The sequence below is a fragment of the Ancylobacter oerskovii genome (assembly GCF_018390555.1).
GTDB classification, from domain to species: domain Bacteria; phylum Pseudomonadota; class Alphaproteobacteria; order Rhizobiales; family Xanthobacteraceae; genus Ancylobacter; species Ancylobacter oerskovii.
The window spans coordinates 573,198-598,502 of sequence record NZ_JAHBGB010000044.1; the positions used below are offsets into that span (position 1 = coordinate 573,198).

Below are 25,305 nucleotides of genomic sequence, written 5' to 3' on the forward strand. Positions count from 1 at the left end.
GCGTCCGCCGCTCGCCCGGGCCGGACGGCCGGAATGCCTGATGAAAAAGGGCGCCGTCGGCGCCCTTTCCGTCTTGTCCGCGGTGAGAAGACGGGGCGGGGAAAACCCGCCCCGGCCGGATCACACCGAATAGTACATCTCGAACTCGACCGGGTGCGGCGTCATTTCGAAGCGCATCACCTCGGTCATCTTCAGCTCGATATAGGCGTTGATGAAGTCGTCCTCGAACACGCCGCCCTTCTTGAGGAACTCGCGGTCCTTGTCGAGCGACACCAGCGCCTCGCGCAGCGAGCCGCAGACGGTCGGGATCTTCTTCAGCTCGCGCGGGGGCAGATCGTAGAGATCCTTGTCCATCGCCGGGCCGGGATCGATCTTGTTCTGGATGCCGTCGAGGCCGGCCATCAGCAGCGCGGCGAAGGCGAGGTAGGGGTTCGCGCCGGGGTCCGGGAAGCGGGTCTCGACGCGCTTCGCCTTCGGCGAGGTGGTGTAGGGGATGCGGCAGGACGCCGAGCGGTTGCGCGCCGAATAGGCGAGCAGCACCGGGGCCTCATAGCCCGGGACCAGACGCTTGTAGGAGTTGGTCAGCGGGTTGGTGAAGGCGTTCAGCGCCTTGGCGTGCTTGATGATGCCGCCGATGTACCACAGGCATTCCTGGCTGAGGTCGGCATATTTGTTGCCGGCGAACTGCGGCTTGCCGTCCTTCCAGATCGACTGGTGCACATGCATGCCGGAGCCGTTGTCGCCATAGACGGGCTTGGGCATGAAGGTGGCGGTCTTGCCGTAGACGTTGGCGACCTGGTGGATGCAGTACTTGTAGACCTGCAGGTGGTCGGCCATCGTCACCAGGGTGTTGAACTTCAGCCCCAGCTCGTGCTGGGCGGAAGCCACCTCGTGATGGTGCTTCTCGACCTTGGCGCCCATGCGGGCCATCGCCGCCAGCATCTCGCCGCGCATGTCCTGCGCGCTGTCCACCGGGGGAACCGGGAAGTAGCCGCCCTTGGTGCGCACGCGGTGGCCGAGATTGCCGCCTTCATATTCCGTGTCGCCATTGGTCGGCAGCTCGCTCGAATCGAGCTTGAAGCCGGTGTTGTACGGGTCGGCCATGAAGCGGACGTCGTCGAAGATGAAGAACTCGGCCTCGGGACCGACATAGACGGTGTCGCCGATGCCGGTGCTCTTCAGATAGGCCTCGGCCTTCTTGGCGATGCCGCGCGGGTCGCGGCCATAGGGCTCGCCGGTGGTCGGCTCCAGCACGTCGCAGACGACGACGAGGGTCGTCTCGGCGAAGAACGGGTCGATGCTGACCGAATCGAGGTCCGGCTGCAGGTGCATGTCGGATTCGTTGATCGCCTTCCAGCCGGCGATGGACGAACCGTCGAACGCCTGCCCCTCGGCGAAGAAATCCTCGTCCACCATCGAGATGTCGAAGGTGACGTGCTGCCACTTGCCGCGCGGGTCGGTGAAGCGCAAGTCGACGTATTTTACGTCGTTGTCCTTGATGAGCTTCAGGACGTCCTTGGCCGTCGTCATAGTATCTTGCCTCTGATTGCACTGCCTTTGATCGGCAGCGGGGTTTGCCGGGCGTAGAATGGAGCCCGGCAACGCCCGTCAGATGGCGTCGACGCCGGACTCCCCGGTGCGGATGCGGATCGCCTCCTCGATGTTGGAAACGAAAATCTTGCCATCGCCGATGCGGCCGGTCTGGGCCGCGCGCCGGATGGCATCGATCGCCGTCTCCACCATCTCGTCGCCTACGACGACCTCGATCTTCACCTTGGGCAGGAAGTCTACCACGTACTCGGCGCCACGGTAGAGTTCCGTGTGCCCTTTCTGACGGCCAAAACCCTTGGCCTCGGTGACGGTGATGCCCTGCAGGCCGACTTCCTGCAGCGCCTCCTTCACCTCGTCGAGCTTGAAGGGTTTGATGATGGCCTCAATCTTCTTCATCTGATCTCGTCTCCCTGGCCCGCCCGTCAGCCGCGACCGAGCCACCCGCGTCAAAGCAGAACCCATGCCAAGCACGATAGCAGCGCTGTAAGTCGCATGATATCAGCTTGTTTGGCGGCCGATGATCCCGCCCGCGGCGGATGGTCTTTCCCGGCTGATTATTTCTTGTGCGATACGATCAATAAATAGGCTGCTTTCGGCGCGGTATGGCGGCCGGTCCTGCGTTTAAATTGGGCAAAACATGCCGCTTTGCCGCTTGAGGGGGCGAAGGAGAAGGCGAGAGATGTCCACAGCCTTGCGCGCGCCGCTGCCGGAAGGGCCAGGAATCGAGCTGCTGACTCCCGCCGAGATGGGGCGGGCGGACGCCGCGACCATCGCCGGCGGCACTCCCGGCACCGTGCTCATGGAGCGGGCCGGCGCGGCGGTGGCGCAGGCGGCGGCGCGGCGATGCCTACCGGGCGGCCAGGTGCTGGTGCTGTGCGGGCCGGGCAATAATGGCGGCGACGGCTTCGTGGCGGCGCGGCGGCTGGCGGGGCAGGGCTACCGCGTGAGGCTGGCGCTGCTCGGCTCGCCCTCGCGGCTGCGCGGCGATGCCGCCGCCATGGCCGCCCTGTGGACCGGTGAGGTGGACGATGCGGCCGATGTCGATGTCGGCGCGGCCGATCTGATCGTCGACGCGCTGTTCGGCGCCGGCCTCGCCCGCGACCTCGACCCAGAGGTCCGCGCCCTCGTCGGGCGGGTGAACGCGGCCGGCGTGCCGGTGCTGGCGGTCGACCTGCCCTCGGGCATAGACGGGGCGACCGGCGCGGTGCGCGGCGCCGCCATCCGGGCGAGCGCGAGCGTCACCTTCTTCCGACCGAAGCCGGGACATGTGCTGATGCCCGGGCGGCTGCATGCGGGAGCCGTGGAGGTGGCCGATATCGGGATCGGCCGGGAGGTGCTGGAGGAGATCCGTCCCCGGGCCTTCGCCAATGTCCCCTCGCTCTGGGCGACGCATTTTCCGCTGCCGCGCGTGGACGGGCACAAATATTCGCGCGGGCATCTGGTGGCGGTCTCCGGCCCGGCTTCCGCCACCGGGGCGACGCGGCTGGCGGCGAAGGCGGCGCTGCGGGCCGGGGCGGGACTGGTGACGGTGGCGTGCCCGCCGGACGCGCTGGCCATCCACGCCGCGAATCTCTCCGCGGTGATGGTGCGGCCGATCGACGATGCCGAGGAACTGGCGCAGCTGCTCGCCGATGCCCGGCTCGGCACGGTGGTGCTGGGCCCCGGCGCCGGGGTGGGGCCGCAGACGCGGGCCAAGCTGGCGGCGGCGGCCGAGCGGCGGCTGGTGGTCGACGCCGACCTGATCAGCTCCTTCGCCGGCGACGCGAAGGGGCTGGCGCGGGCGCTGGCGGCGGCACCGGCGGCGGTGGTCACGCCGCATGACGGCGAATTCGCCCGCCTGTTCGCCGGCGAGGCTTCGGTGCTGGAGGCGCCGTCGAAACTGGAGCGGGCGCGGGCCGGGGCGGCGCTGCTCGGCGCGGTGCTGCTGATCAAGGGGCCGGACACGGTGGTGGCGAGCCCGGACGGGCGGGCCTGCGTGGCCGCCAACGCGCCGCCCTACATCGCCACCGCCGGCGCCGGCGACGTGCTGGCGGGGATGATCGGGGGGCTGCTGGCGCAGGGCATGCCGGGATTCGAGGCGGCGAGCGCGGCGGTGTGGCTGCATGGCGAGGCGGGAAGGGAGGCGGGGCCGGGTCTGGTCGCCGACGACCTCGTCGAGGCGCTCAGGCCGGTCTATCGGCGGCTGTTTCCGCAGCTGGGGTTCGCGGGGTGAGCGCTGGCGGGGGAGGGGCTGCGTGCTTCGAGGCTCGCTGCGCTCGCACCTCGGCATGAGGGGCATGAGGTGGGGGGGGCTTTCGGCAGGGGGGGCCGCGGGAATGCGGTCCGGTCTCCTGAGCGCTGACCTCGATCGCAGAAACGCCGTCATGCCCGGGCGGGGCCCGGGCATCCACGCCTTGGACCGGACGCGCCGTGCGGGAGCGAAGACGTCGCTGGCGGGGGAGGGGCTGCGTGCTTCGAGGCTCGCTGCGCTCACGCCTCAGCATGAGGGGGGTGGCTGGGGGGCGTGAGAGGGCGTGCTTTCGGCAGGGGAGCGGGGCGGGAATGCGGTTCGGTCTCCTGAGCGCTGACCTCGATCGCAGAAACGCCGTCATGCCCGGGTGGGGTTTGGGCATTCACGTTTCGGGCCGGTGCGCCCGGCGGAGCCGAAGGCGTGGATAGCCGGAACAAGTCCGGCCATGACGTCGTGCGGGTGGGGGGGCGGCCTGGCTTGGCCCAGCCCAGCCCGTCCCGCCTGTCCCGTCCCGCCTGTCCCGTCCCGCCTGTCCCGTCCCGCCTGTCCCGTCCCGCCTGTCCCGTCCCGCCTGTCCCGTCCCGCCTGTCCCGTCCGTCCCGTCCCGTCCGTCCCGTCCCCTCCGTCCCGTCCGTCCCGTCCCCTCCGTCCCGTCCCGTCCCGTCCGTCCCGTCCCCTCCGTCCCGTCCGTCCCGTCCCGTCCGTCCCGTCCCGTCCGTCCCGTCCCGTCCCCTCCGTCCCGTCCGTCCCGTCCGTCCCGTCCCGTCCCGTCCCGTCCCCTCCGTCCCGTCCCGCCCAACCCCGTCCCGCCCGGCCCGGACGCTCGTCGCCGGATGATCATTCTCCACCGAACCGTCATCATCCCGGCCGCAGCGCCGCTTCGAACCGGGACGGCTCCCCGGGGCTTGCCGAAGGCGAGACCCGCTGCGTGCGCCGCCTCGCCTCGATGCGAGCGGGAATGACGGTCAGGCCCCGGGGCGGGGCCAGTAGCCAAGACCATCGGGATGGGGCGCGCGATTCGCAGGTCCGCGAAGGGACGGCGGCCCTCGGCGCCCGCGGTCCCGTGTGCGGGAGGCCGGCCCTCCGGCCTTTCGCCGGTCGCCTCCGTGGCCCGATCCTCACATGTATTTTGCTCTGGCGCCGGGGCAGGTCCGTGCTATAAGCCCGCACCCGGCTGGCGGCACCTATTCGGGTGCGCGCGTCCGTGTGCCTTGGTCGATGGCGTATGCCGAGGACCGGAGCGGCGGCGCGTAAAGCGGGCGTGGCGGAACTGGTAGACGCGCTGGATTTAGGTTCCAGTGACGAAAGTCGTGGGGGTTCGAGCCCCTCCGCCCGCACCAGGGTTTGCCCCTCCGTTGCCGCCGAGTCCGAACCCCATCGTCGAGGGCAGAGGCCGTTCCGTGCGGCGCCGCTCTCGCAATCGACGCTATCAGACACGCCGCGACGCGGCGCTCACGACGAAGGCCGAACGACAATGCAGGTCACCGAACTCCTCGCCGAAGGTCTCAAGCGCGAATATCGCGTGGTGCTGCCGGCCAGCGAACTGGACGCCAAGGCGAATGCCCGCCTCGACGAGATGAAGGACAAGGTCCGCCTCAACGGCTTCCGGCCGGGCAAGGTGCCGGTCGCCCATCTCAAGCGCATGTACGGCAAGTCCGTGCTGGCCGAGGTGATCGACCAGGCGGTGAACGAGGCCAACTCCAAGATCGTCGAGGACAACGGCTTCAAGCTGGCGCTGCAGCCCAAGGTCGAGCTGCCGCAGGACCAGGCGGTGGTGCAGGAGGTCATCGACGGCAAGGCCGACCTCTCCTACACCGTCGGCCTCGAGGTGCTGCCGAAGATCGAGCTCGGCGACTTCAAGTCGATCTCGCTGGAGAAGCCGGTCCTCGCCGTGACCGACGAGGAAGTCGACGAGGCGGTGAACCGCATCGCCGAGGCCAACCGGCCGTTCTCCGACAAGGAAGGCGCCGCCGAGAAGGGCGACCGCGTCACCATCTCCTTCGTCGGCAAGATCGACGGCGAGGCGTTCGAGGGCGGCTCCGCCGAGGACGTGCCGCTGGTGATCGGCTCGGGCAGCTTCATCCCCGGCTTCGAGGACCAGCTCACCGGCATCAAGGCCGACGAGACCCGCACCGTGAAGGTGGCCTTCCCGGCCGAGTACCAGGCCGCGCATCTCGCCGGCAAGGATGCCGAGTTCGAGACCACCGCCAAGAAGATCGAGGCGCCCGGCGAGCTGAAGCTCGACGACGAGTTCGCCAAGACCCTCGGCATGGACAGCCTCGAGGCGCTGAAGGAGACGGTGAAGAGCCGCATCGTGCAGGAGCACGCCGCCGCCAGCCGCGCCAAGGTGAAGCGTCGCCTGCTCGACGCGCTGGACGGCCTGCACCAGTTCGACGTGCCGCCGACCCTGGCCGAGCAGGAATTCGAAGGCATCTGGGGTTCCGTCACCCAGGAGATGGAACAGCAGAAGAAGAGCTTCGCCGACGAGGGCACCACCGAGGAGGAAGCCCGCGCCGACTACGACAAGATCGCCAAGCGCCGCGTGCGCCTCGGTCTGGTGCTCGCCGAGATCGGCGAGAAGAACAACATCCAGGTCTCCGACGACGAGGTGACCCGCGCCGTCGTCGAGCGCGCCCGCCAGTTCCCCGGCCAGGAGCAGCAGGTGTGGGAGTTCTACCGCAAGAACGCCCAGGCGCTCGCCACCCTGCGCGCGCCGATCTTCGAGGAGAAGGTCGTCGACTTCCTGCTGGAGCTCGCCAATGTGACCGAGAAGCCGGTCACCCGCGAGGAGCTCTATGCCGACGACGAGGCCGAGAAGGCCGCCTGAGCCATCCGGCGGGCCGCGCATCCGGCGCGGCCTTTTCGGGGGCGCGCGCCTGAGGTCCGTCTCGGGGGGCATCTGACGCCCATCTCGGGGGCACGCCACCTTGAAGCCACCTTGGGGCAAACCCTGGAGCCACCTCATCCTGAGGTGCCCGGCTGCAGGCCGGGCCTCGAAGGAGGGGCGTCCGGGCGCGCTTCGCCCAGCCTCCTTCGAGGCTCGCTGCGCTCATACCTCGGGATGAGGGCGGGCGGTCGGGCGGCAAGTGTCGCGACGTGCTCCCTCTCCCCGACGGGGAGAGGGCTGGGGTGAGGGGCCTTCCCGGCCTCCCGATGTCGTCCCCCCCCTCCACCGACCCGCTTCGCGGGCCACCTCTCCCCCATGGGGGAGGGAAGTTCAGGGGGCGGTCTTCCGTTTCGGGGGAGAAGGACAGTTTGGGCCTTCCTCTCACTTGGGGGAGGGGAAGCTCGGGGTGCTCCCTTTCCTGCTGGGCAGGGGCCTTGCTCCCTGTCGGGGAAAGCGCCAGCATCGCCTCCGGGCGGGTGTGGATTGCGCAGGGGCCGCTTCGCAGAGGCGGCTCCTTTTGCGTTTCAGGCGCCGGCAGCCGCGATGGATGGCCGCACCGGCGTGATGGCGCGGTCGGCTTGATACGGCCCGATAGAGGGCGGTCCGTCGTGCCCGCACCGGCGTGGCGAGGTTCCGTCATGGCGGGGTCGGTTTGATCCGGCCCGATAGGGAGCGGTCCGTCGTGGCCGCACCAGCATGGTGTGGTCCCGTCGTGCCGCGGTCGGCTTGATGCGGCCCGACATGGCGTGGCGTCGTGGCCGACATGGCGGCACCTCGTGGACGGAGCGCGGGCGGGGCGCGCGGGCGGGCTCGCCGCCGCGTCGTCCCGGGTTCCGGTCCTCGCGGCCGGGTCCGTCGCCGCTCCCGTCGTCCGCTCCTGTCGTTCGCTCCCTTGCGCAAGGCGCGGACAATGCCGACATTGGAGACGTCCGGCCCCTCCGGTTTCGGGTGGGCATGGACCGTCCGGGCCGCCAGGCTCGGATGAGGAAGGCCATGGCCTTCCACCGTTCAGCGTCCCGCGGGCCCCGGGACGCCGCCTTCGAGACGGTGCCGCGCACGCGGCTGTCGAGGGCGCGAGCTTCGGGCTGGTCGGGACGCGCTTTCCCACTATTGTGGGCCACGAGAGGGATTCGCGGGCAGCCTTCCGCCCGCCGCCGAGGAAGAGACGATGCGTGATCCGATCGATACCTACATGAACTACCTCGTCCCGATGGTGGTCGAGCAGACCAACCGGGGCGAGCGCTCCTACGACATCTATTCGCGCCTCCTGAAGGAGCGCATCATCTTCCTGACCGGGCCGGTCGAGGACGGCATGTCGACGCTGATGGTGGCGCAGCTGCTGTTCCTGGAAGCCGAGAATCCCAAGAAGGAAATCTCGATGTACATCAACTCGCCGGGCGGGGTGGTGACGTCGGGGCTCGCCATCTACGACACCATGCAGTTCATCAAGCCGGCGGTGTCGACGCTGTGCATCGGCCAGGCGGCCTCGATGGGCTCGCTGCTGCTCGCCGCCGGCGAGAAGGACATGCGCTTCGCGCTGCCCAACGCGCGAATCATGGTGCACCAGCCTTCCGGTGGCTATCAGGGCCAGGTGACGGACATCCTGATCCATGCCCGCGAGGTCGAGAGCCTCAAGCGGCGCCTCAACGAGATCTATGTCCACCATACCGGGCAGGAGCTCAAGAAGGTCGAGGACGCGCTGGAGCGCGACAACTTCATGACCTCCGATGCGGCCAAGGCGTTCGGGATCATCGACAAGGTGATCGACAAGCGTCCCGACGACGCACCCGCCAAGGCCTGACCATCATCGCCAAATATCGTACGAGATCGTGTTTTCCGGGCAACGGCGGCTTCCTATATGAGAGGAAGAGCGGGCTGTCCGGGAAACCGGCACTTGCACACGGGGCGGCATCGCGCTTGCATGGGTGACATGCATGACGACGGTTTGCGTGATGCGGCAGCGTGCGTGATTGTTGATCGGGAGGTGTGACGAGGCGAAGACAGGCGGCGTTCGGCCCGCGCGAAAGCGGGGACGGCACGATTGCCTGCTTGATCGGTTCGGTTAACCCATGCTTGGCTAGACTATCGGCTTGGCGTGGTCGGCTTGCCGGCGGATCAGACCCTCGGGTCACTTCCTGACAGACGGCCCTGATGCCGTCGCGTTTCTCCCTCTTGGAGGCCCGCGGCGGCCTGCGAGACTGAGGCGAGGCCGGGCATCCCCGGTCCGCCGAGCGGACGGAGAGACGCATGAGCAAGGTTGGCGGCAGCGACAGCAAGAACACCCTCTACTGCTCGTTCTGCGGCAAAAGCCAGCACGAGGTCCGCAAGCTGATTGCGGGACCCACCGTGTTCATCTGCGATGAATGCGTCGAGCTGTGCATGGACATCATCCGCGAGGAGAACAAGTCCTCGCTGGTGAAGTCCCGCGACGGGATTCCCACCCCCAAGGAGATCTGCAAGGTCCTTGACGACTACGTCATCGGCCAGTTCCACGCCAAGCGCGTGCTCTCCGTGGCGGTGCACAACCATTACAAGCGGCTCAACCACGCCACCAAGCATGGCGATGTCGAGCTCGCCAAGTCCAACATCATGCTGATCGGGCCGACCGGCTCGGGCAAGACGCTGCTCGCGCAGACGCTCGCCCGCATCCTCGACGTGCCCTTCACCATGGCGGACGCGACGACGCTGACCGAGGCGGGCTATGTCGGCGAGGATGTCGAGAACATCATCCTCAAGCTGCTGCAGTCGGCCGACTACAATGTCGAGCGGGCGCAGCGCGGCATCGTCTATATCGACGAGATCGACAAGATCAGCCGCAAGTCGGACAACCCGTCCATCACCCGCGATGTCTCGGGCGAGGGCGTGCAGCAGGCGCTGCTGAAGATCATGGAAGGCACGGTCGCCTCCGTGCCGCCGCAGGGCGGGCGCAAGCATCCGCAGCAGGAGTTCCTGCAGGTCGACACGACGAACATCCTGTTCATCTGCGGCGGCGCCTTCGCCGGGCTGGACAAGATCATCTCCTCGCGCGGCAAGGGCACCTCGATCGGCTTCGGCGCGGTGGTTTCCGCTCCCGAGGACCGCAAGCCGGGCGAGGTGTTCCGCGAGGTCGAGCCGGAGGACCTGCTGAAGTACGGGCTGATCCCGGAATTCATCGGCCGCCTGCCGGTGATCGCCACGCTCGAGGACCTCGACGAGGCGGCGCTGAAGAAGATCCTCGCCGAGCCGAAGAACGCGCTGGTGAAGCAGTACCAGCGGCTGTTCGAGATGGAGAATGTCGAGCTCACCATCCATGAGGAGGCGCTGGGCGCCATCGCCCGCAAGGCCATCGAGCGCAAGACCGGCGCCCGCGGCCTGCGCTCGATCATGGAGGGCATCCTGCTCGACACCATGTTCGACCTGCCGGGCCTCGAAGGCGTGGAAGAGGTGGTGATCTCCAAGGAGGTCGTCGAGCAGAACGCGCGTCCGCTCTACATCTATGCGGACCGTGCCGCCGGCGATGCGGGCGCGAGTGCCTGACGGGGCGCCACAGACGCATACGGCCGGGCGCGCGCGTCCGGCCGGGGCTTCCCGGAGGCGCCGGACCCGCGCTGCCGCGCCGGGCGCGGCGGCGGCTTCCCGCGGGGCGCAGGCCGCCCTTGACGGCGAGGGACGGCATCTCCATCTGAGCTTCAACACCCGGTCGTCGATCGGATCGACCTGCTCCAAGCGGTCTAACCTCCCGCCATCGCAGAGAGATTTTCGCTCGCGTTCCGGCCGCATTGCGGCACGGTCCCACGGACAGCTGCGCGGATGCCTTCGGGGCGGTTGCCTTCAGGGTCCTGCGCAAAGCTCCGGCGGCCGGCCGGCAACAGAAAGGAAAGAGCCATGACGAGCCAGAAGCCTCGCACCGCGCTCACGCCCGGCGTTCCGCAGACCTTCCCGGTCCTGCCGTTGCGCGACATCGTCGTCTTTCCGCACATGATCGTGCCCCTCTTCGTCGGCCGCGAGAAGTCGATCCGCGCGCTGGAAGAGGTCATGCGCAACGACACGTTCATCCTGCTCGCCACGCAGGAGAACGCGTCCGACGACGATCCCGCCACCGACGCCATCTACAAGATCGGCACGCTCGCTTCCGTGCTGCAGCTACTGAAGCTGCCCGACGGCACCGTGAAGGTGCTGGTCGAAGGCATTTCGCGCGCCAAGGTCAGCCACTACACCGACCGCAGCGACCTCTACGAGGCCGAGGCGGTGGCGCTGGAGGAGGACGCGGGCAACAAGATCGAGGCGGAAGCGCTCGGCCGCTCGGTGCTGGCCGAATTCGAGAGCTATGTGAAGCTCAACAAGAAGGTCTCGCCGGAAGTCGTCGGCGTCGTCACCCAGATCGAGGACCACTCGAAGCTGGCCGACACCGTCGCCTCGCATCTCGCGGTGAAGATTCCCGAGAAGCAGGCGGTGCTGGAGATCCTCAAGGTCCCCGCCCGGCTGGAGAAGGTGCTCTCGCTGATGGAGAGCGAGATCTCGGTCCTGCAGGTCGAGAAGCGCATCCGCACGCGCGTCAAGCGCCAGATGGAGAAGACCCAGCGCGAGTACTATCTCAACGAGCAGATGAAGGCGATCCAGAAGGAGCTGGGCGACGGCGAGGAAGGCCGCGACGAGCTCGCCGAGCTGGAAGAGCGCATCAAGACCATCAAGCTCTCCAAGGAGGCCCGCGAGAAGGCGACGCACGAGCTGAAGAAGCTCCGGCAGATGTCGCCGATGTCGGCGGAAGCCACCGTGGTGCGCAACTATCTCGACTGGCTGCTGTCGATCCCGTGGGGCAACCGCTCCAAGGTCAAGAAGGACCTGCCTTTCGCGCAGGGCCTGCTCGACGCCGAGCATTACGGCCTCGACAAGGTGAAGGAGCGCATCCTCGAATATCTCGCGGTGCAGAGCCGTCAGAACAAGCTGACCGGCCCGATCCTGTGCCTCGTCGGCCCGCCCGGCGTCGGCAAGACCTCGCTCGGCAAGTCGATCGCCAAGGCGACGGGTCGCGAATTCGTGCGCATGTCGCTCGGCGGCGTGCGTGACGAGGCCGAGATCCGCGGCCACCGGCGCACCTATATCGGCTCCATGCCGGGCAAGATCATCCAGTCGATGCGCAAGGCCAAGAAGGCCAACCCGCTGATCCTGCTGGACGAGATCGACAAGATGGGCGCCGACTTCCGCGGCGATCCCTCGGCGGCGCTGCTCGAGGTGCTCGACCCCGCGCAGAACTCGACCTTCAACGACCATTACCTGGAGGTCGATTACGACCTGTCGAACGTGATGTTCGTGACGACGGCGAACACGCTGAACATTCCGCCGGCCCTGCTGGACCGCATGGAAGTGATCCGCATCGCCGGCTACACCGAGGACGAGAAGGCCGAGATCGCCAAGAAGCACCTGATCGCCCAGGCGCTGACCAAGCACGGCCTGAAGCCCGAGGAATGGTCGATCGACGACGAGGCGCTGCTCACCCTGATCCGCCGCTACACGCGGGAAGCGGGCGTGCGCAACCTCGAGCGCGAGATCTCCAACCTCGCGCGCAAGGTGGTGAAGGACCTCATGCTCACCAAGAAGAAGAGCGTGAAGATCACCGTCGCGCAGCTGGAGGAGTATCTCGGGCCGCCGAAGTTCCGCTACGGCGAGGCCGAGCTCGAGGACCAGGTCGGCGTGGTGACGGGTCTTGCCTGGACGGAAGTCGGCGGCGAGATCCTGACCATCGAAGGCGTCATGATGCCCGGCAAGGGCAAGATGACGGTCACGGGCAACCTGCGCGACGTGATGAAGGAATCGATCTCGGCGGCGGCGTCCTATGTCCGCTCGCGGGCCGTCGATTTCGGCATCGAACCGCCGCTGTTCGAGCGCCGGGACATCCATGTTCACGTTCCCGAAGGGGCGACCCCGAAGGACGGCCCCTCGGCCGGCGTCGCCATGGCGACCGTGCTGACCTCGGTGCTGACCGGCATCCCGATCCGCCGCGACATCGCCATGACCGGCGAGATCACGCTGCGCGGCCGGGTGCTGCCGATCGGCGGCCTCAAGGAGAAGCTGCTCGCGGCGCTGCGCGCGGGCATCAAGAAGGTGCTCATCCCCGAGGAGAACGCCAAGGACCTGGCTGATATCCCGGACAATGTGAAGAACGCGCTGGAGATCGTGCCGGTGTCGCGGATGGACGAAGTGCTCCGCCACGCGCTGATCCGCCAGCTCGAACCGATCGTGTGGGAAGAGAAGCCTGTCGATGCCCCCGCGCCGGTCGAGCCGGTGATCGCACGCGAGGAAGGCGGCGGCGTCGCCGCCCACTAAGCGTTTGCCTGCCTGAAGAGAGGACGGCCCCGGAGACATTCCGGGGCCGTTTTCGTATCTGCCGCCGGCCGCCTCGGCCGGCGCCGGACCGGGACACCCGGGCGCTTCCGCCGCCACGCTCAAATTGGAGGCGTACCAAACATCTCACCTTTGACCTATCCAGATACCTCAATGTGCATAAAACCGTTTATTCATGCGGGTTCTGGGGGCGATCATGCTTGCAATCGCCGCAATTTAGGGAAAGGTACGCGCCCGTCGTCCGTGCACCCCACTGACGATTCTTGTGCAATCAAGGGAAGGAACGGTCTCATGACCACGAAGAACGAACTCGTCGCCGCCGTGGCCGAGCAGGCCAAGCTGACGAAGGCGGCCGCCGCCGCCGCGGTCGACGCGACCTTCGATGCCATTGCCGCTTCGCTGAAGGCCGGCGAGGAAGTGAAGCTGATCGGTTTCGGCAGCTTCTCCGTCGTTACCCGCGCCGCCCGCGAGGGCCGCAACCCGCGCACCGGCAACCCGGTGAAGATCGAGGCTTCCAAGGCGCCGAAGTTCACGCCCGGCAAGGGCCTGAAGGAAACCGTCAACGGCTGATCCGGCCGGACGCGCGGATCGGGGCGCGCGGGCCACGCAAGTGGGCGCGCCCTGCCGCAGCCGGCCTCGGCCGGCTCGACCGGTGGGGGGCCGGTCCGCCCCTTGGAGGGGCTGCTCCAGCCGGATGATCCGGGTGGAAAACGGGGCCGCCGGGGCGGAATGCTCCGGGACGGAAGGGCGGCGTCGCCGACTGGCTTCGCCGACGATCCACCGGGCCGCCGCCGGTTCTCGCGGCCGAACGGGCCGCACAGCTTCGGCGCCGACTGGCCCAGCGGCCGATGGCCGCCTCCCTCGATCAACACCCCATCTCTTTTCCCGGGCGGCGTGCCGACGGGTTTCCGGCCGCTCCGGCCGGAATATGCGGCAAGGCCGTTTACGCGGCGGTCGATTCCGATTATCTCGCCATCAGCCGGTCGGAACCGGCGGGCGCCGTCACCGGCCGCGGTCTCGCGGCGGCGGGACGACGTCCGGGCACGCAGCGGCAGGGCCGCGGGTCGGCGAGGGCGGTTAGCTCAGTTGGTAGAGCATCTCGTTTACACCGAGAGGGTCGGCGGTTCGAGCCCGTCACCGCCCACCACCGGCGCCCCTGCATCGGCAAGGCCGCCGGCCGCAAGCCGCCGGCCTTCCTTCAATTCGTCAGCAGCCGTCGCAGACGATCGCGACCGGCCGGAGCCGGCCGGAGGCCGGGTGGGAAGAACGTGAAACTCGTCCTCTTCGATTGCGACGGAACGCTGGTCGACAGCCAGCATGTCATCGTCTCCGCCATGACCCGCGCCTTCGCCCGCGCCGGCATCGAGCGCCCCTCGCGCGAGGCGATCCTCGGCATTGTCGGGCTGTCGCTGGTGGAGGCGATGCGCACGCTCGGCAACCACGCGCCGGAATTTCCGGCCGAGGAACTGGCCGGCTTCTACCGCGCGGCGTTCCACGATCTGCGCGACGAGGGCAATTTCACCGAGCCGATGTTCCCCGGCATGCGCGACCTCGTCGAGACGCTGCACCGGCGCGACGACGTGCTGATCGGCATGGCCACCGGCAAGTCGCAGCGCGGCGTCGCCTCGGTGCTCAAGCATCACGGCATGGAAGGCCGCTTCGTCACCATCCAGACGGCCGACGACGCGCCGTCCAAGCCGCATCCGGCCATGGTGCAGCAGGCGATGGCGGCGGTGGGCGCCTCGGCGCGCGACACGGTGCTGATCGGCGACACCAGCTTCGACATGATCATGGCGCGCGCCGCCGGGGTGGGCGCCATCGGCGTCACCTGGGGCTATCACGCGCCGGAGATGCTGGAGGAGGGCGGGGCGCACCTGCTGGTCAACAGCGCCGACGAGCTGGCGCGCGGGCTCGACGATCTCTGGCGCCTGCTGGCGTCGGAGCCCACCGCGGAGGCGGTGCGATGAGCCTCGGCAACGCCGCCGCGCCGATCAAGCGCTTCTACAAGGAGGTGGGCACCGCGGCGGGGCCGGCCGGCTTCCAGGTGCAGCTCGACGGCCGCCCGGTGCGCACGCCCGGCCGCAACCCGCTCGCGCTGGCGAGCGAGGCGCTGGCACGCGAGGTCGCCGCCGAATGGGCGGCGCAAGGCGAGACCCTCGACCCGCTCTCCATGCCGCTCACCCGTCTCGTCAACTCGGCGCTGGACGGCGTGGTGGCGGCGAAGGAGGAGGTGGGGGCGGAAGTGGTGCGCTATGCCGGCTCCGACCTGGTGTGCTACCGCGCCGAGGGACCGGCGCGGCTGGTGGCGCTGCAGGCGGAACTCTGGGACCCGGTGCTCGCCTTCGCGCAGGAGCGGCTCGACGCCCGTTTCCGGCTCGCGGAAGGGGTGATGCCGGTCGCCCAGCCGCCGGAGGCGCTCGACGCGATCCGGGCGAGCCTGCCGGACGAGCCGCTGCGGCTCGCCGCGCTCAACCTGATGACCGTGCTGAGCGGTTCGGCGCTGATCTCCCTGGCGGTGCTGCACGGACGGCTGACCGCGGACGAGGCCTGGCGCGCCGCGCATATCGACGAGGAAGTGCAGGAACAGGCCTGGGGCACCGACCACGAGGCCGAGTTGCGCCGGCAGGCGCGCTGGCGCGACTTCCGCGCCGCGGCGCGGCTGCTGGAACTGGTCGGGGCGGCCTGAGGGGAGCGAGGATTGGGATCCGACGCGGCACCATCGCCTCACCGCATCCCCGAGGGGCTGCGGGTCTATGCGTTCGGCGACATTCACGGCCGGCTCGACCTGCTCGACAAGCTGCTGGCGGCGGTCGAGCGCGATTCGCGCGGCCATGCCGAGACGCGTTTCGTCTTCCTCGGCGATCATATCGACCGCGGGCCGGACAGCCGCGGGGTGATCGAGCGGCTCATCCAGCTGAAGGCCGAGCGCGGGGCCATCTGCCTCGCGGGCAATCACGAGGCGCTGATGCTGGCGGGGCTCGACGGCACCGGCCCACTGGAGCGTTGGCTCGCCAATGGCGGCGATGCGGTGCTCGCCTCCTATGGCATCAAGGCGCGGGCATATGGCGGGTCCGACGACGAAGCCGGGTTGCGGCGGGCGCTCGAGGCGGCGCTTCCGGCCGAGCACATGGAATTCCTGCGCACGCTTGGCACCAGCGCCAGCTTCGGCGACTATTTCTTCTGCCATGCCGGGGTGCGGCCCGGCGTCGCGCTGGACCGGCAGACCGAGCACGACCTGATCTGGATCCGCCGCGCCTTCCTCGATTCCACCGCCGATTTCGGCAAGCGGGTGGTGCATGGGCACACGCCGGTGGCGCGGGTCGACATCCGCGCCAACCGCATCGATGTCGATACCGGCGCCTTCAAGACCGGCCGGCTGAGCTGCGTGGCGCTCGAGGGCGCGCGGGTGCGGGTGCTGCATACGTGAGGCATGATAGGTGAGGCAGGGCGGGCGCTCCGCCCGTGCCCTCCGCCGATGGTCGCTTCGCCAATGCCCGCCGGCGCGGTCTCGCTTTGAAACGCCGCTGGTGCTGTGCTAAGCGACCCGCCATGTTCGCACGGGCGCGCGGGGCATGCTTCTCCGGCCAGACCGCCGCGCCCGGAGCCACGGAGGCCTCCTGATGTCGTCGCCCGCCCAAGCCGCCAGCCATGCCTTCTTCTCGGCGGGCCTCGCCGAGACCGATCCCGAGCTCGCCGCCGCGATCTCGGCCGAACTCGGTCGCCAGCGCGACGAGATCGAGCTGATCGCCTCGGAGAACATCGTCTCCCGCGCCGTGCTGGAGGCCCAGGGCTCGGTGCTGACCAACAAATATGCCGAGGGCTATCCGGGCCGGCGCTATTACGGCGGCTGCCAGTATGTCGATGTCGCCGAGAACCTCGCCATCGACCGCGCCAAGAAGCTGTTCGGCGCCGCCTTCGCCAATGTGCAGCCCAATTCCGGCAGCCAGGCGAACCAGGGCGTGTTCTTCGCGCTGCTGCAGCCGGGCGACACCTATCTCGGCCTCAACCTCGCCGCCGGCGGCCACCTCACCCACGGCTCGCCGGTGAACATGTCCGGCAAGTGGTTCAAGGCGGTGCCCTATGGCGTGCGCCCGGACGACCAGCGCATCGATTATGCCGAGGTGGCCAAGCTCGCCGAGGAGCACAAGCCGAAGCTGATCGTCGCCGGCGGCTCGGCCTATCCGCGCCATATCGACTTCGCGAAGATGCGCGAGATCGCCGATTCGGTCGGCGCCTACCTCATGGTGGACATGGCGCATTTCGCCGGCCTGGTGGCGGGCGGCGTGCACCCCTCGCCGGTGCCGCACGCGCATGTGGTGACCACCACCACCCACAAGACCCTGCGCGGCCCGCGCGGCGGCATGATCCTCACCAATGACGAGGACATCGCCAAGAAGATCAACTCGGCGATCTTCCCGGGCATCCAGGGCGGCCCGCTGATGCATGTCATCGCCGCCAAGGCGGTGGCCTTCGGCGAGGCGCTGCAGCCCTCGTTCAAGGTCTATGCGCAGAACGTCGTCGACAACGCCAAGGCGCTGGCCGAGAACCTGAAGGGCCACGGCTTCGAGATCGTCTCCGGCGGCACCGACACGCATCTGATGCTGGTCGACCTGCGGCCGAAGAAGCTCACCGGCAAGGTGTCGGAGATCGCGCTCGGGCGCGCCCACATCACCACCAACAAGAACGGCATCCCCTTCGATCCCGAAAAGCCGTTCGTGACCTCGGGCGTGCGCCTCGGCACCCCGGCGGGCACCACGCGCGGCTTCGGCGTCGCGGAGTTCCGCGAGATCGGCGACATGATCGCCGAGGTGCTCGACGTGCTGTCGCAGAAGGGCACCGACGAGGACAGCCTCACCGAGGCGACGGTGCGCGAGAAGGTGAAGGGCCTGCTGGCCCGCTTCCCGATCTACGGCTGAGGCCGGCTCTAAAAAGGAAACGCCATGCGCTGTCCCTATTGCGGGAGCCTCGACACCCAGGTGAAGGACTCCCGTCCCACCGAGGACAGCGCCGCCATTCGCCGCCGCCGCATCTGCCCGGATTGCGGCGGCCGCTTCACCACCTTCGAGCGGGTGCAGCTGCGGGAGCTCACCGTGCTGAAGCGCTCCGGCCGCCGCGTGCCGTTCGACCGCGACAAGCTGGCACGTTCCATCGAGGTGGCGCTGCGCAAGCGCCCGGTGGACCCGGAGCGGGTGGAGCGCCTCGTCTCCGGCCTGGTGCGCCGGCTGGAAAGCCAGGGCGAGAGCGAGATCACCTCGGAGGCGATCGGCGAGCTCGTCATGGAGAGCCTGAAGCAGCTCGACGACGTGGCCTATGTGCGCTTCGCCTCGGTGTACCGCAATTTCCGCGAGGCCAAGGACTTCCACGCGCTGATCGGCGAATTGCAGACCCGCGAGGGCGTGGTCGGCGGCGTGCCGACCAGTCTCCCGGCCGATATCGATGCCGATCCCGACAAGGACTGACGCCGCCGCGGCGGCGGCCGATCCGCTCCCCGGCGCCGGGGCGGCGGAGACGACGGGCATGGAGCGGCTGGACGCGGCGCTGATGGCCTCGGCGCTGGCGATGGGCCGGCGGCATCTCGGCCAGACCTGGCCGAACCCGGCGGTGGGCGCGGTGGTGGCCCGCTTCGACCACGGCGACAATCCGCTCATCCTCGGCCATGGTGCCACCGCCCCCGGCGGGCGCCCGCATGCCGAGCCGCTGGCGCTCGCCCAGGCCGGCGAGGCGGCGCGGGGGGCGACGCTCTATGTGACGCTGGAGCCATGCTCGCATCATGGCCGCACGCCGCCCTGCGTCGACGCCGTCCGCGCCGCCGGCATCGCCCGGGTGGTGGCGGCGATCGGCGATCCCGACGAGCGGGTGGCCGGGCGCGGCTTCTCGATCCTGCGCGAGGCGGGCATCGAGGTGACGGTCGGGCCGGGCGCGGCGGAGGCGCTGATCGCCCATGCCGGCCATATCAGCCGCATCGTGCGCGGGCGGCCGCATGTGATGCTGAAGCTCGCCGTCTCCGCCGACGGCAAGGCCGGGCTGGAGGGCCGCCGGCCCGCCGCCATCACCGGCGAGGCGGCGCGGGCGCGGGTGCACATGCTGCGCGCCACCCATGACGCGGTGCTCACCGGCATCGGCACGGTGCTGGCCGACGACCCCGACCTCACCTGCCGGCTGCCGGGCCTGGCGGAGCGCTCGCCGGTGCGGGTGGTGCTCGACACCCATCTGCGGCTGCCGGTCGGCGCGCGGATGCTGGGCAATCTCGACATCGCCCCCGTATGGGCGATCGCCGGGGAGCACGCGCCCGCCGAGGCCGAGCGGGCGCTGGTGGCTGTCGGCGTCGAGGTGATGCGGGTCGGCTGGACGCCGGACGGCACGCTCGATCTCGCGGCGGCGCTGCGGCTCATGGCGGCGCGGGGGATCACCCGGGCGATGGTGGAGGCGGGACCGAGGCTGTCGGCCGCCTTCCTCAAGGCCGATCTCGTCGACGAGGCCAGCCTGTTCGAGGCGCCGACCTTGCTCGGGCGCAATGGCCTCGAGGCGCTGGAGGGGCTGCCGCTGGCGGCTTTCGATACCTATCTCACCACGGTGGAAACCGAGCGGCACGGACCGGACCGGCTGCGCATATTGAGGCGACGCTAGAACATGTTCACGGGGATCGTCACCGACATCGGCGAGGTGGTGCGCATCGAGCGCCGCAACGACGTGCGCCGGCTCACCATCGCCACCGCCTACGACACCGCGACCATCGATCTCGGCGCCTCCATCGCCTGTGCCGGCGTGTGCCTGACCGTGGTGGAGACGCAGCCGGACGCCTTCTCGGTGGAGGCGGCACCGGAGACGCTGGCGCTCACCACCGTCGCCGACTGGTCGGAGGGCGCGCGGATCAATCTCGAACGGGCGCTGAAGATCGGCGACGAGCTCGGCGGCCATGTCGTGCAGGGCCATGTCGACGGCCAGGCCGAGGTGGCGGCGCGCGAGGATCTGGGCGAGACCACGCGCTTCACCTTCGTGGCGCCGCGCGCGCTGGCGCCCTTCATCGCCACCAAGGGCTCGGTGACGCTGGACGGCACCTCGCTCACGGTGAACACGGTGGAGGGCGAGCGCTTCTCCTGCCTGCTGATCCCCCACACGCTCTCCCACACCACCTGGGGGACGGTGCAGCCGGGCGATCGGGTCAATATCGAGGTCGACATGATGGCCCGCTACGCGGCGCGGCTCGCCGAGTTCCGCTGACGCGGGGCAGGGCTGCGCCCATGCGGGAGCGGAGTTGCGCTGACGTGGCTTGCGCAGTCCGGCGGAGCGGCGTACGTCGTCGCTTCGTTCGCGAATACGAGGTTTCTTTCCATGGCGACCCCCCGCCGCGCCGCCGAGGCGGCCGAGCGTCTCGACGGCGCTCGCATCCTGATCGTCGAAGGCCGTTTCTACGACGACCTCAACGATGAATTGCTGGCCGGCGCCCGCGCCGCCGTCGAGGCGGTCGGTGCGACCTGCGAGGTCATCACCGTGCCCGGCGCGCTGGAGGTGCCGACCGCCATCGCCATCGCCCTCGACGACGCCGAGACGGCCGGCAAGCCGTTCGACGCCGCGGTGGCGCTCGGCTGCGTGGTGCGCGGCGAGACCTATCATTTCGAGATCGTCGCCGGGGAATCCTCGCGGGCGCTGATGGACCTCGCCGTCGCCCGCAAGCTGCCGCTCGGCAACGGCATCCTGACGGTGGAGACCGACGAGCAGGCCTGGGTGCGCGCCCGTGTCTCCGACGGCAACAAGGGCGGCGGCGCGGTCGAGGCGGCGCTCTCCCTGCTGCGCCTGAAGCGCCGGTCCTGGTGAGGCGGTCATGAGCGACGCGAATTCCGCCGGCCAGAAGCCGGTGAACCACAAGCCGCTGCGCAAGAGCGCGGCGCGGCTCAACGCCGTGCAGGCGCTCTACCAGATGGACCTCGCGCAGACGCCGCTGCCGGAGATCCTCGCCCAGTTCGAGAGCCACTGGATCGGCCAGGAGATCGAGGGCGACGAGATCGCCAGCGCCGACCTCACCCTGTTCCGCGACGTCGTCGGCGGGGTGGTGCGCGAGCAGCGGGTGATCGACCCGATGCTCGACGCCGCGCTGGTGAAGGGCTGGCCGCTGAAGCGCATCGAGACGGTGCTGCGCGCCGTGCTGCGCGCCGGCGCCTACGAGCTGCACGGCCGGCCGGACATTCCCGCCCGCGTCGTGGTGGCGGAATATGTGAACGTCGCCGCCGCTTTCCTCGACCGCGAGGAAACCGGAATGGTCAATGCGGTGTTGGATGGACTGGCGCGCGAGATGCGCGCGGGCGAGTTCGGCAACTGAGGCGATCATGGCGGACGGGCGGAAGGGCGGCGGCTCCGGCGGGGCGAAGACTTCCGGGACGAAGATTTCCGAGGAGGCGAAGACTTCCGGGGTGAAGGCTTCCGAGGGGGCGAAGGCTTCCGGCGAGGACAAGCTGATCGCCCGCCTGTTCGGGCGGATCGCCACCCATCCCGGCGCGCTCGGCCTCACCGACGACGCCGCCTTCCTCGCCCCGCCGCCGGGGCACGACCTCATCCTCACCAAGGACGCGCTGGTCGCCGGCGTGCATTTTTTCCCCGAGGATCCGCCGGACAGCATCGCCCGCAAGGCGATGCGGGTGAACCTGTCCGATCTTGCCGCCAAGGGCGCCCGCCCGCTCGGCGTGCTGCTGGCCTTCGCCATTCCGCCCGGCATGGACGACGCCGCGCTCGACGCCTTCGCGCGCGGGATCGGCGAGGATGCGCGCGCCTTCGGGGCGCCGCTGCTCGGCGGCGACACGGTGCGGACCCCGGGGCCGTTCACCGTGTCGATCACCGCGCTCGGCGCCGTGCCGGCGGGGGGAATGGTGCGGCGCTCCGGCGCCCGCGAGGGACAGGCGATCGTGGCCACCGGCACCATAGGCGACGGCGCACTCGGCCTCGCCCTGCGGCTCGATGCGGGGCGGGCCGGCTTCCGGGCGCTCAACGCGGACGGCCGGGCCTTCCTTGCGGACCGCTATCTGCATCCGCGCCCGCGCCTCGCTCTGGCCGGGGCGCTACGCGAGCATGCCAGCGCGGCGATGGACGTTTCCGACGGCCTGATCGGCGATGCCGCCAAGCTGCTGGCGGTATCGGGCGTGGCGGGCGAGATCCGCGCCGCCGCGGTGCCGCTGAGCGCCGCCGCCCGCGCCGCGGTGGCCGCCGAGCCGGCACTGCTGGAGACGGCGCTGACCGGCGGCGACGATTACGAGATCCTCGCCACGGTGCCGCACGACCGGATCGACGCCCTGAGCATGGTGGCGACCGCCGCCGGCTTCGGGCTGGCGGTGATCGGCTCGACGCATGCCGGGAGCGGGCTGTCGGTGCTCGGCGCGGACGGTGCCGAGATGAGGTTGGCGCGCCGCAGCTTCAGCCATTTCTGAGGGTAGCTCCCGTCTCGGCCTTTCCGCCGATTGCCCGTGACATCGCCGCGCCCTAGCTTGCCCGGCAGGCGGGTCTTCCGGCCCGCCGTGCAGAGGGGCTTTCCAATGAAGATCGCCAAACTATTCGCCGCCGCCGCCGTGCTGGCCCTGACCGCCGCCACCGCGCAGGCGGAGATCAAGACGGTGCGCATCGGCACCGAGGGCGCCTACCCGCCCTTCAACTCCACCGATTCCTCCGGCCAGCTGGTCGGCTTCGACATCGATATCGCCAAGGCGCTGTGCGAGAAGATGAAGGTGGAATGCACCTTCGTCGCCCAGGATTGGGACGGCATCATCCCGGCGCTGCTGGCCAAGAAGTTCGACGCCATCGTCGCCTCGATGTCGATTACCGACGAGCGCAAGGAGAAGGTGGCCTTCACCGTCCCCTACTACCAGACGCCCGGCGATTTCATCGCCCCGAAGGACACCAAGATCACCGACATCTCGCCCGAGGCACTGAAGGGCAAGACGCTGGGCACCCAGTCGGCGACCACCGCCGCCGTCTATCTCGAGGAGAAGTACAAGGGTTCGGAGATCAAGCTCTATCCGACCCAGGACGAGGCCAATGCCGACCTCGCCGCCGGCCGGCTCGACGCCATCCTCGCCGACAAGTTCGTGCTCTACGAATGGCTGGAGAAGAGCAATGACGGCAAGTGCTGCAAGTTCGTCGGCCCGGACCTGAAGGACGTCAATCCGCAGGGCACCGGCATCGCCGTGCGCAAGGAGGACAATGAGCTGCGCGAGAAGATCAACGCGGCGATCAAGGAGATCGTCGCCGACGGCACCTACAAGAAGATCAACGCCAAGTACTTCCCCTTCGACATCTACTGAGGCCTGTCGCAACCGGCGCCGCCGCCCGACGGAGCGGCGGCGCCGGCCCTTTTCCCGGTCAGGACCGGACCGGCGCGTGCCGGCCGGCGGATGGTGCATCCCATGAAAGTCGATACGCTCGTGCTCGGCGCCGGCATCGTCGGTACCAGCGTAGCGCTCAATTTCAGGCTGCGCGGGCGCTCGGTGGCGCTGGTCGACCGGCGCGGGCCGGGGGAGGAGACCTCCTACGGCAATGCCGGCCTCGTCGAGCGCTCCTCGATCTATCCGGTGGCCTTCCCGCGCGACCTGAAGGCGCTGGCGGAGGTGGCGCTCGGCCGCAACCCGGCGGCGAATTACCACTGGGACGCGCTGCCCGGCCTGCTGCCCTGGATGTACGCCTATTGGAAGGCCTCGGCGCCCGCCCGCGTCCTCGCCTATGCCCGCACCATGGAGACGCTGCTGCGCCACAGCCTCGACGAGCATGCGCGGCTCGCGGCGCTGAGCGGTGCGGAGCATTATTTCCGCGAGGGCGGCTGGCTGAAGCTCTATCGTTCGCCGGAAGGGCTGGACAATGAGCGCAAGGAATTCCCGCTGGCGCGGCAATACGGGCTGTCCATGCGCGAGCTGACGGTCGACGAGGCGCTGGCGCTGGAGCCGGACCTGCGGCCGGATTTCGCCGCCGCGGTGATCTGGAGCGATCCGCATTCGGTCTCCAGCCCCGGCGGCGTCACCCAGGCCTATGCGCGGCATTTCGCGGCGCTGGGCGGCGAGATCGGGACCGGCGACGCGCGCGGCCTGGTGCGGCTCGGCACGGGCTGGGCGATGTCGACCGCCGCCGGCCTGGTCGAGGCGCGCGAGGTGGTGGTGGCGCTGGGGCCCTGGGCGGACGACGTGTTGCGCCCCTTCGGCGTGCGGCTGCCGTTGGCGGTGAAGCGCGGCTACCACATGCATTATCGCGGCGAGGGCGGGGCGAAGCTGTCGCGGCCGGTGCTGGACGAGGAGGGCGGCTACGTCATCACCCCGATGGAGCTCGGCATCCGCCTGACCACCGGGGTGGAGTTCGCCCGCCGCGACGCCCGCAAGACACCGGTGCAGCTGGAGCGCACCGAGGCGGTGGCGCGCAAGCTGTTCCCGCTCGGCGAGCGGGTGGAGGCCGAGCCGTGGATGGGCTGCCGCCCGGCCTTCCCGGACATGCTGCCGGCGATCGGCCCGGCGACCGGGCGGGGCGGGGAGGCGGTGAAGGGCCTGTGGCTCGCCATCGGCCACCAGCATCTCGGCTTCACGCTCGGCCCGATCACCGGGCGGCTGCTCGCCGAGATGATGAGCGGCGAGACGCCGTCAGTGGATCCGGCGCCGTTCGCGCCGGCGCGCTTCGGCTGAGGCGGGCCGTTCCCCGGCGGCGGGCTGCCGCCGCGGCCTCCCGGCGAGCGGCCGCGCCGGCGGTTTCCCGCCGAAGCCGCGGCCCGCGCGGGAAGGGCGGGCCTCAGTCGTTGCTGGGGCCGCCGAGGGCGGAGGTGAAGATCTGGCCGAGCACCGACAGCTCGGCGCCGCCGGTCGGGGTGGTGCGCGAGACGAAGTCGAACACCTTGCCGTCCTTCAGCCCGTAATCGGCGATGCGAGTGACGCGCTTGTCCTTGGGATCGAAATAGATCGCCAGCACCCGCTGCTCGATCACCTCGGGGCGCATGAACATGACCTTCTTGGTCTTCTGCGAGATGTAGTAGAATACCTCGCCGTCCACCGTGGCGACCGTGGACGGGGTGCCGAGCACCAGCAGCACCTGCTCCTGGCTGGAGCCGACCGGGATCTGGTCGAGCGCGCCGGGGGCGGCGACATAGCCGCGCTGCTGCTCGGTGACGAAGTTCGAGGGGGTGCGGGCGAGGCCCATGCTGGAGGTCGCCACCGGCATGTCGGCGCAGCCGGCGAGGCCGGTGCAGATCAGCGCGGCTCCGCCGAGGCCGGCCATGCGTGTGCGCCGGTGCCCGGAGCGCCGGGTCCGCTCATCCGCCTGCCGTGTCTCAAACCGCACTGCCATTCATCCCACTCCTGTG

General features: G+C 69.5%; 21 protein-coding genes and 2 tRNA genes. 20 read left to right on the forward strand and 3 right to left on the reverse strand.

From position 1 onward, the window contains the following. Positions 1-120 precede the first annotated feature (120 nt). Together glnA and KHC19_RS23640 are read right to left on the reverse strand one after the other, a co-directional pair. Positions 121-1,530, reverse strand: a complete 1,410-nt coding sequence (gene glnA, locus KHC19_RS23635) for a type I glutamate--ammonia ligase (RefSeq protein WP_213355982.1) — start codon at positions 1,528-1,530, stop codon at positions 121-123. 78 nt (positions 1,531-1,608) lie between these two features. Beyond that, on the reverse strand, positions 1,609-1,947 hold the full coding sequence (locus KHC19_RS23640) for a P-II family nitrogen regulator (RefSeq protein ID WP_213355983.1): 339 nt from the start codon (positions 1,945-1,947) through the stop codon (positions 1,609-1,611). A 325-nt stretch (positions 1,948-2,272) separates the two neighbouring features. On the opposite strand from KHC19_RS23640, the gene KHC19_RS23645 reads away from it, so the two are divergent. The 20 genes from KHC19_RS23645 (at position 2,273) to KHC19_RS23740 (ending at position 24,634) form a co-directional block, all read left to right on the forward strand. Beyond that, positions 2,273-3,763, forward strand: a complete 1,491-nt coding sequence (locus KHC19_RS23645; RefSeq protein WP_213356417.1) for an NAD(P)H-hydrate dehydratase — start codon at positions 2,273-2,275, stop codon at positions 3,761-3,763. A 1,273-nt stretch (positions 3,764-5,036) separates the two neighbouring features. Beyond that, positions 5,037-5,121, forward strand: a tRNA-Leu gene (locus KHC19_RS23650). A gap of 134 nt (positions 5,122-5,255) precedes the next feature. Then, complete coding sequence (gene tig / locus KHC19_RS23655; protein WP_213355984.1) at positions 5,256-6,608, forward strand: trigger factor; 1,353 nt, start codon at positions 5,256-5,258, stop codon at positions 6,606-6,608. A gap of 1,228 nt (positions 6,609-7,836) precedes the next feature. Continuing rightward, complete coding sequence (locus tag KHC19_RS23660; protein ID WP_213355986.1) at positions 7,837-8,469, forward strand: ATP-dependent Clp protease proteolytic subunit; 633 nt, start codon at positions 7,837-7,839, stop codon at positions 8,467-8,469. Positions 8,470-8,915: 446 nt separating this feature from the next. Continuing rightward, positions 8,916-10,184, forward strand: coding sequence for an ATP-dependent Clp protease ATP-binding subunit ClpX (gene clpX / locus KHC19_RS23665; protein ID WP_213355988.1), 1,269 nt, complete (start codon positions 8,916-8,918; stop codon positions 10,182-10,184). 348 nt (positions 10,185-10,532) lie between these two features. Continuing rightward, positions 10,533-12,971 (forward strand): endopeptidase La, encoded by a 2,439-nt coding sequence (lon, locus tag KHC19_RS23670; RefSeq protein ID WP_213355990.1) that lies wholly within the window; start codon positions 10,533-10,535, stop codon positions 12,969-12,971. Between the two features lie 309 nt (positions 12,972-13,280). Continuing rightward, complete coding sequence (locus KHC19_RS23675; RefSeq protein ID WP_018386927.1) at positions 13,281-13,559, forward strand: HU family DNA-binding protein; 279 nt, start codon at positions 13,281-13,283, stop codon at positions 13,557-13,559. A gap of 501 nt (positions 13,560-14,060) precedes the next feature. Then, a tRNA-Val gene (locus KHC19_RS23680) sits at positions 14,061-14,136 on the forward strand. 121 nt (positions 14,137-14,257) lie between these two features. Next, on the forward strand, positions 14,258-14,956 hold the full coding sequence (locus KHC19_RS23685) for an HAD-IA family hydrolase (RefSeq protein ID WP_213355991.1): 699 nt from the start codon (positions 14,258-14,260) through the stop codon (positions 14,954-14,956). Then, positions 14,953-15,675, forward strand: coding sequence for an ATP12 family chaperone protein (locus KHC19_RS23690; protein ID WP_213355992.1), 723 nt, complete (start codon positions 14,953-14,955; stop codon positions 15,673-15,675). The genes KHC19_RS23685 and KHC19_RS23690 overlap by 4 nt, the downstream gene beginning before the upstream one ends. A gap of 12 nt (positions 15,676-15,687) precedes the next feature. After that, complete coding sequence (locus KHC19_RS23695) at positions 15,688-16,416, forward strand: metallophosphoesterase family protein (protein WP_246549447.1); 729 nt, start codon at positions 15,688-15,690, stop codon at positions 16,414-16,416. Between the two features lie 193 nt (positions 16,417-16,609). Further along, a complete protein-coding gene (gene glyA / locus KHC19_RS23700; protein WP_213355993.1) occupies positions 16,610-17,905 on the forward strand; it encodes a serine hydroxymethyltransferase in 1,296 nt (431 codons plus the stop codon). A 24-nt stretch (positions 17,906-17,929) separates the two neighbouring features. Next, positions 17,930-18,448, forward strand: coding sequence for a transcriptional regulator NrdR (nrdR, locus tag KHC19_RS23705; protein WP_213355994.1), 519 nt, complete (start codon positions 17,930-17,932; stop codon positions 18,446-18,448). An 82-nt stretch (positions 18,449-18,530) separates the two neighbouring features. Then, a complete protein-coding gene (gene ribD, locus KHC19_RS23710) occupies positions 18,531-19,616 on the forward strand; it encodes a bifunctional diaminohydroxyphosphoribosylaminopyrimidine deaminase/5-amino-6-(5-phosphoribosylamino)uracil reductase RibD (RefSeq protein ID WP_378297131.1) in 1,086 nt (361 codons plus the stop codon). 3 nt (positions 19,617-19,619) lie between these two features. Continuing rightward, positions 19,620-20,210, forward strand: a complete 591-nt coding sequence (locus tag KHC19_RS23715; RefSeq protein WP_213355995.1) for a riboflavin synthase — start codon at positions 19,620-19,622, stop codon at positions 20,208-20,210. 111 nt (positions 20,211-20,321) lie between these two features. Then, a complete protein-coding gene (gene ribH, locus KHC19_RS23720; RefSeq protein WP_213355996.1) occupies positions 20,322-20,804 on the forward strand; it encodes a 6,7-dimethyl-8-ribityllumazine synthase in 483 nt (160 codons plus the stop codon). 7 nt (positions 20,805-20,811) lie between these two features. Continuing rightward, positions 20,812-21,306, forward strand: coding sequence for a transcription antitermination factor NusB (nusB, locus tag KHC19_RS23725; RefSeq protein ID WP_213355998.1), 495 nt, complete (start codon positions 20,812-20,814; stop codon positions 21,304-21,306). A gap of 7 nt (positions 21,307-21,313) precedes the next feature. Next, a complete protein-coding gene (thiL, locus tag KHC19_RS23730) occupies positions 21,314-22,405 on the forward strand; it encodes a thiamine-phosphate kinase (RefSeq protein ID WP_213355999.1) in 1,092 nt (363 codons plus the stop codon). Positions 22,406-22,510: 105 nt separating this feature from the next. After that, positions 22,511-23,275: an ABC transporter substrate-binding protein gene (locus KHC19_RS23735; protein ID WP_213356000.1), complete on the forward strand. Its 765-nt coding sequence runs from the start codon at positions 22,511-22,513 to the stop codon at positions 23,273-23,275. A 102-nt stretch (positions 23,276-23,377) separates the two neighbouring features. After that, positions 23,378-24,634, forward strand: a complete 1,257-nt coding sequence (locus KHC19_RS23740) for an NAD(P)/FAD-dependent oxidoreductase (protein WP_213356001.1) — start codon at positions 23,378-23,380, stop codon at positions 24,632-24,634. Between the two features lie 103 nt (positions 24,635-24,737). Here KHC19_RS23740 and KHC19_RS23745 read toward each other — a convergent pair whose 3' ends face one another. After that, entirely contained in the window at positions 24,738-25,289 is a 552-nt protein-coding gene (locus KHC19_RS23745; RefSeq protein ID WP_378296922.1) for an outer membrane protein assembly factor BamE, read from the reverse strand. Positions 25,290-25,305 lie beyond the last annotated feature (16 nt).

Coding starts and splice junctions, on each gene's coding strand:
- glnA (WP_213355982.1), bottom strand. CDS start 1,530: ATGACGACGGCCAAGGACGTCCTGAAGCTCATCAAGGACAACGACGTA.
- KHC19_RS23660 (WP_213355986.1), top strand. CDS start 7,837: ATGCGTGATCCGATCGATACCTACATGAACTACCTCGTCCCGATGGTG.
- nrdR (WP_213355994.1), top strand. CDS start 17,930: ATGCGCTGTCCCTATTGCGGGAGCCTCGACACCCAGGTGAAGGACTCC.
- KHC19_RS23675 (WP_018386927.1), top strand. CDS start 13,281: ATGACCACGAAGAACGAACTCGTCGCCGCCGTGGCCGAGCAGGCCAAG.
- KHC19_RS23640 (WP_213355983.1), bottom strand. CDS start 1,947: ATGAAGAAGATTGAGGCCATCATCAAACCCTTCAAGCTCGACGAGGTG.
- nusB (WP_213355998.1), top strand. CDS start 20,812: ATGAGCGACGCGAATTCCGCCGGCCAGAAGCCGGTGAACCACAAGCCG.
- KHC19_RS23740 (WP_213356001.1), top strand. CDS start 23,378: ATGAAAGTCGATACGCTCGTGCTCGGCGCCGGCATCGTCGGTACCAGC.
- tig (WP_213355984.1), top strand. CDS start 5,256: ATGCAGGTCACCGAACTCCTCGCCGAAGGTCTCAAGCGCGAATATCGC.
- KHC19_RS23745 (WP_378296922.1), bottom strand. CDS start 25,289: ATGGCAGTGCGGTTTGAGACACGGCAGGCGGATGAGCGGACCCGGCGC.
- clpX (WP_213355988.1), top strand. CDS start 8,916: ATGAGCAAGGTTGGCGGCAGCGACAGCAAGAACACCCTCTACTGCTCG.
- KHC19_RS23735 (WP_213356000.1), top strand. CDS start 22,511: ATGAAGATCGCCAAACTATTCGCCGCCGCCGCCGTGCTGGCCCTGACC.
- ribD (WP_378297131.1), top strand. CDS start 18,531: ATGGCCTCGGCGCTGGCGATGGGCCGGCGGCATCTCGGCCAGACCTGG.
- lon (WP_213355990.1), top strand. CDS start 10,533: ATGACGAGCCAGAAGCCTCGCACCGCGCTCACGCCCGGCGTTCCGCAG.
- glyA (WP_213355993.1), top strand. CDS start 16,610: ATGTCGTCGCCCGCCCAAGCCGCCAGCCATGCCTTCTTCTCGGCGGGC.
- KHC19_RS23715 (WP_213355995.1), top strand. CDS start 19,620: ATGTTCACGGGGATCGTCACCGACATCGGCGAGGTGGTGCGCATCGAG.
- ribH (WP_213355996.1), top strand. CDS start 20,322: ATGGCGACCCCCCGCCGCGCCGCCGAGGCGGCCGAGCGTCTCGACGGC.
- thiL (WP_213355999.1), top strand. CDS start 21,314: ATGGCGGACGGGCGGAAGGGCGGCGGCTCCGGCGGGGCGAAGACTTCC.
- KHC19_RS23690 (WP_213355992.1), top strand. CDS start 14,953: ATGAGCCTCGGCAACGCCGCCGCGCCGATCAAGCGCTTCTACAAGGAG.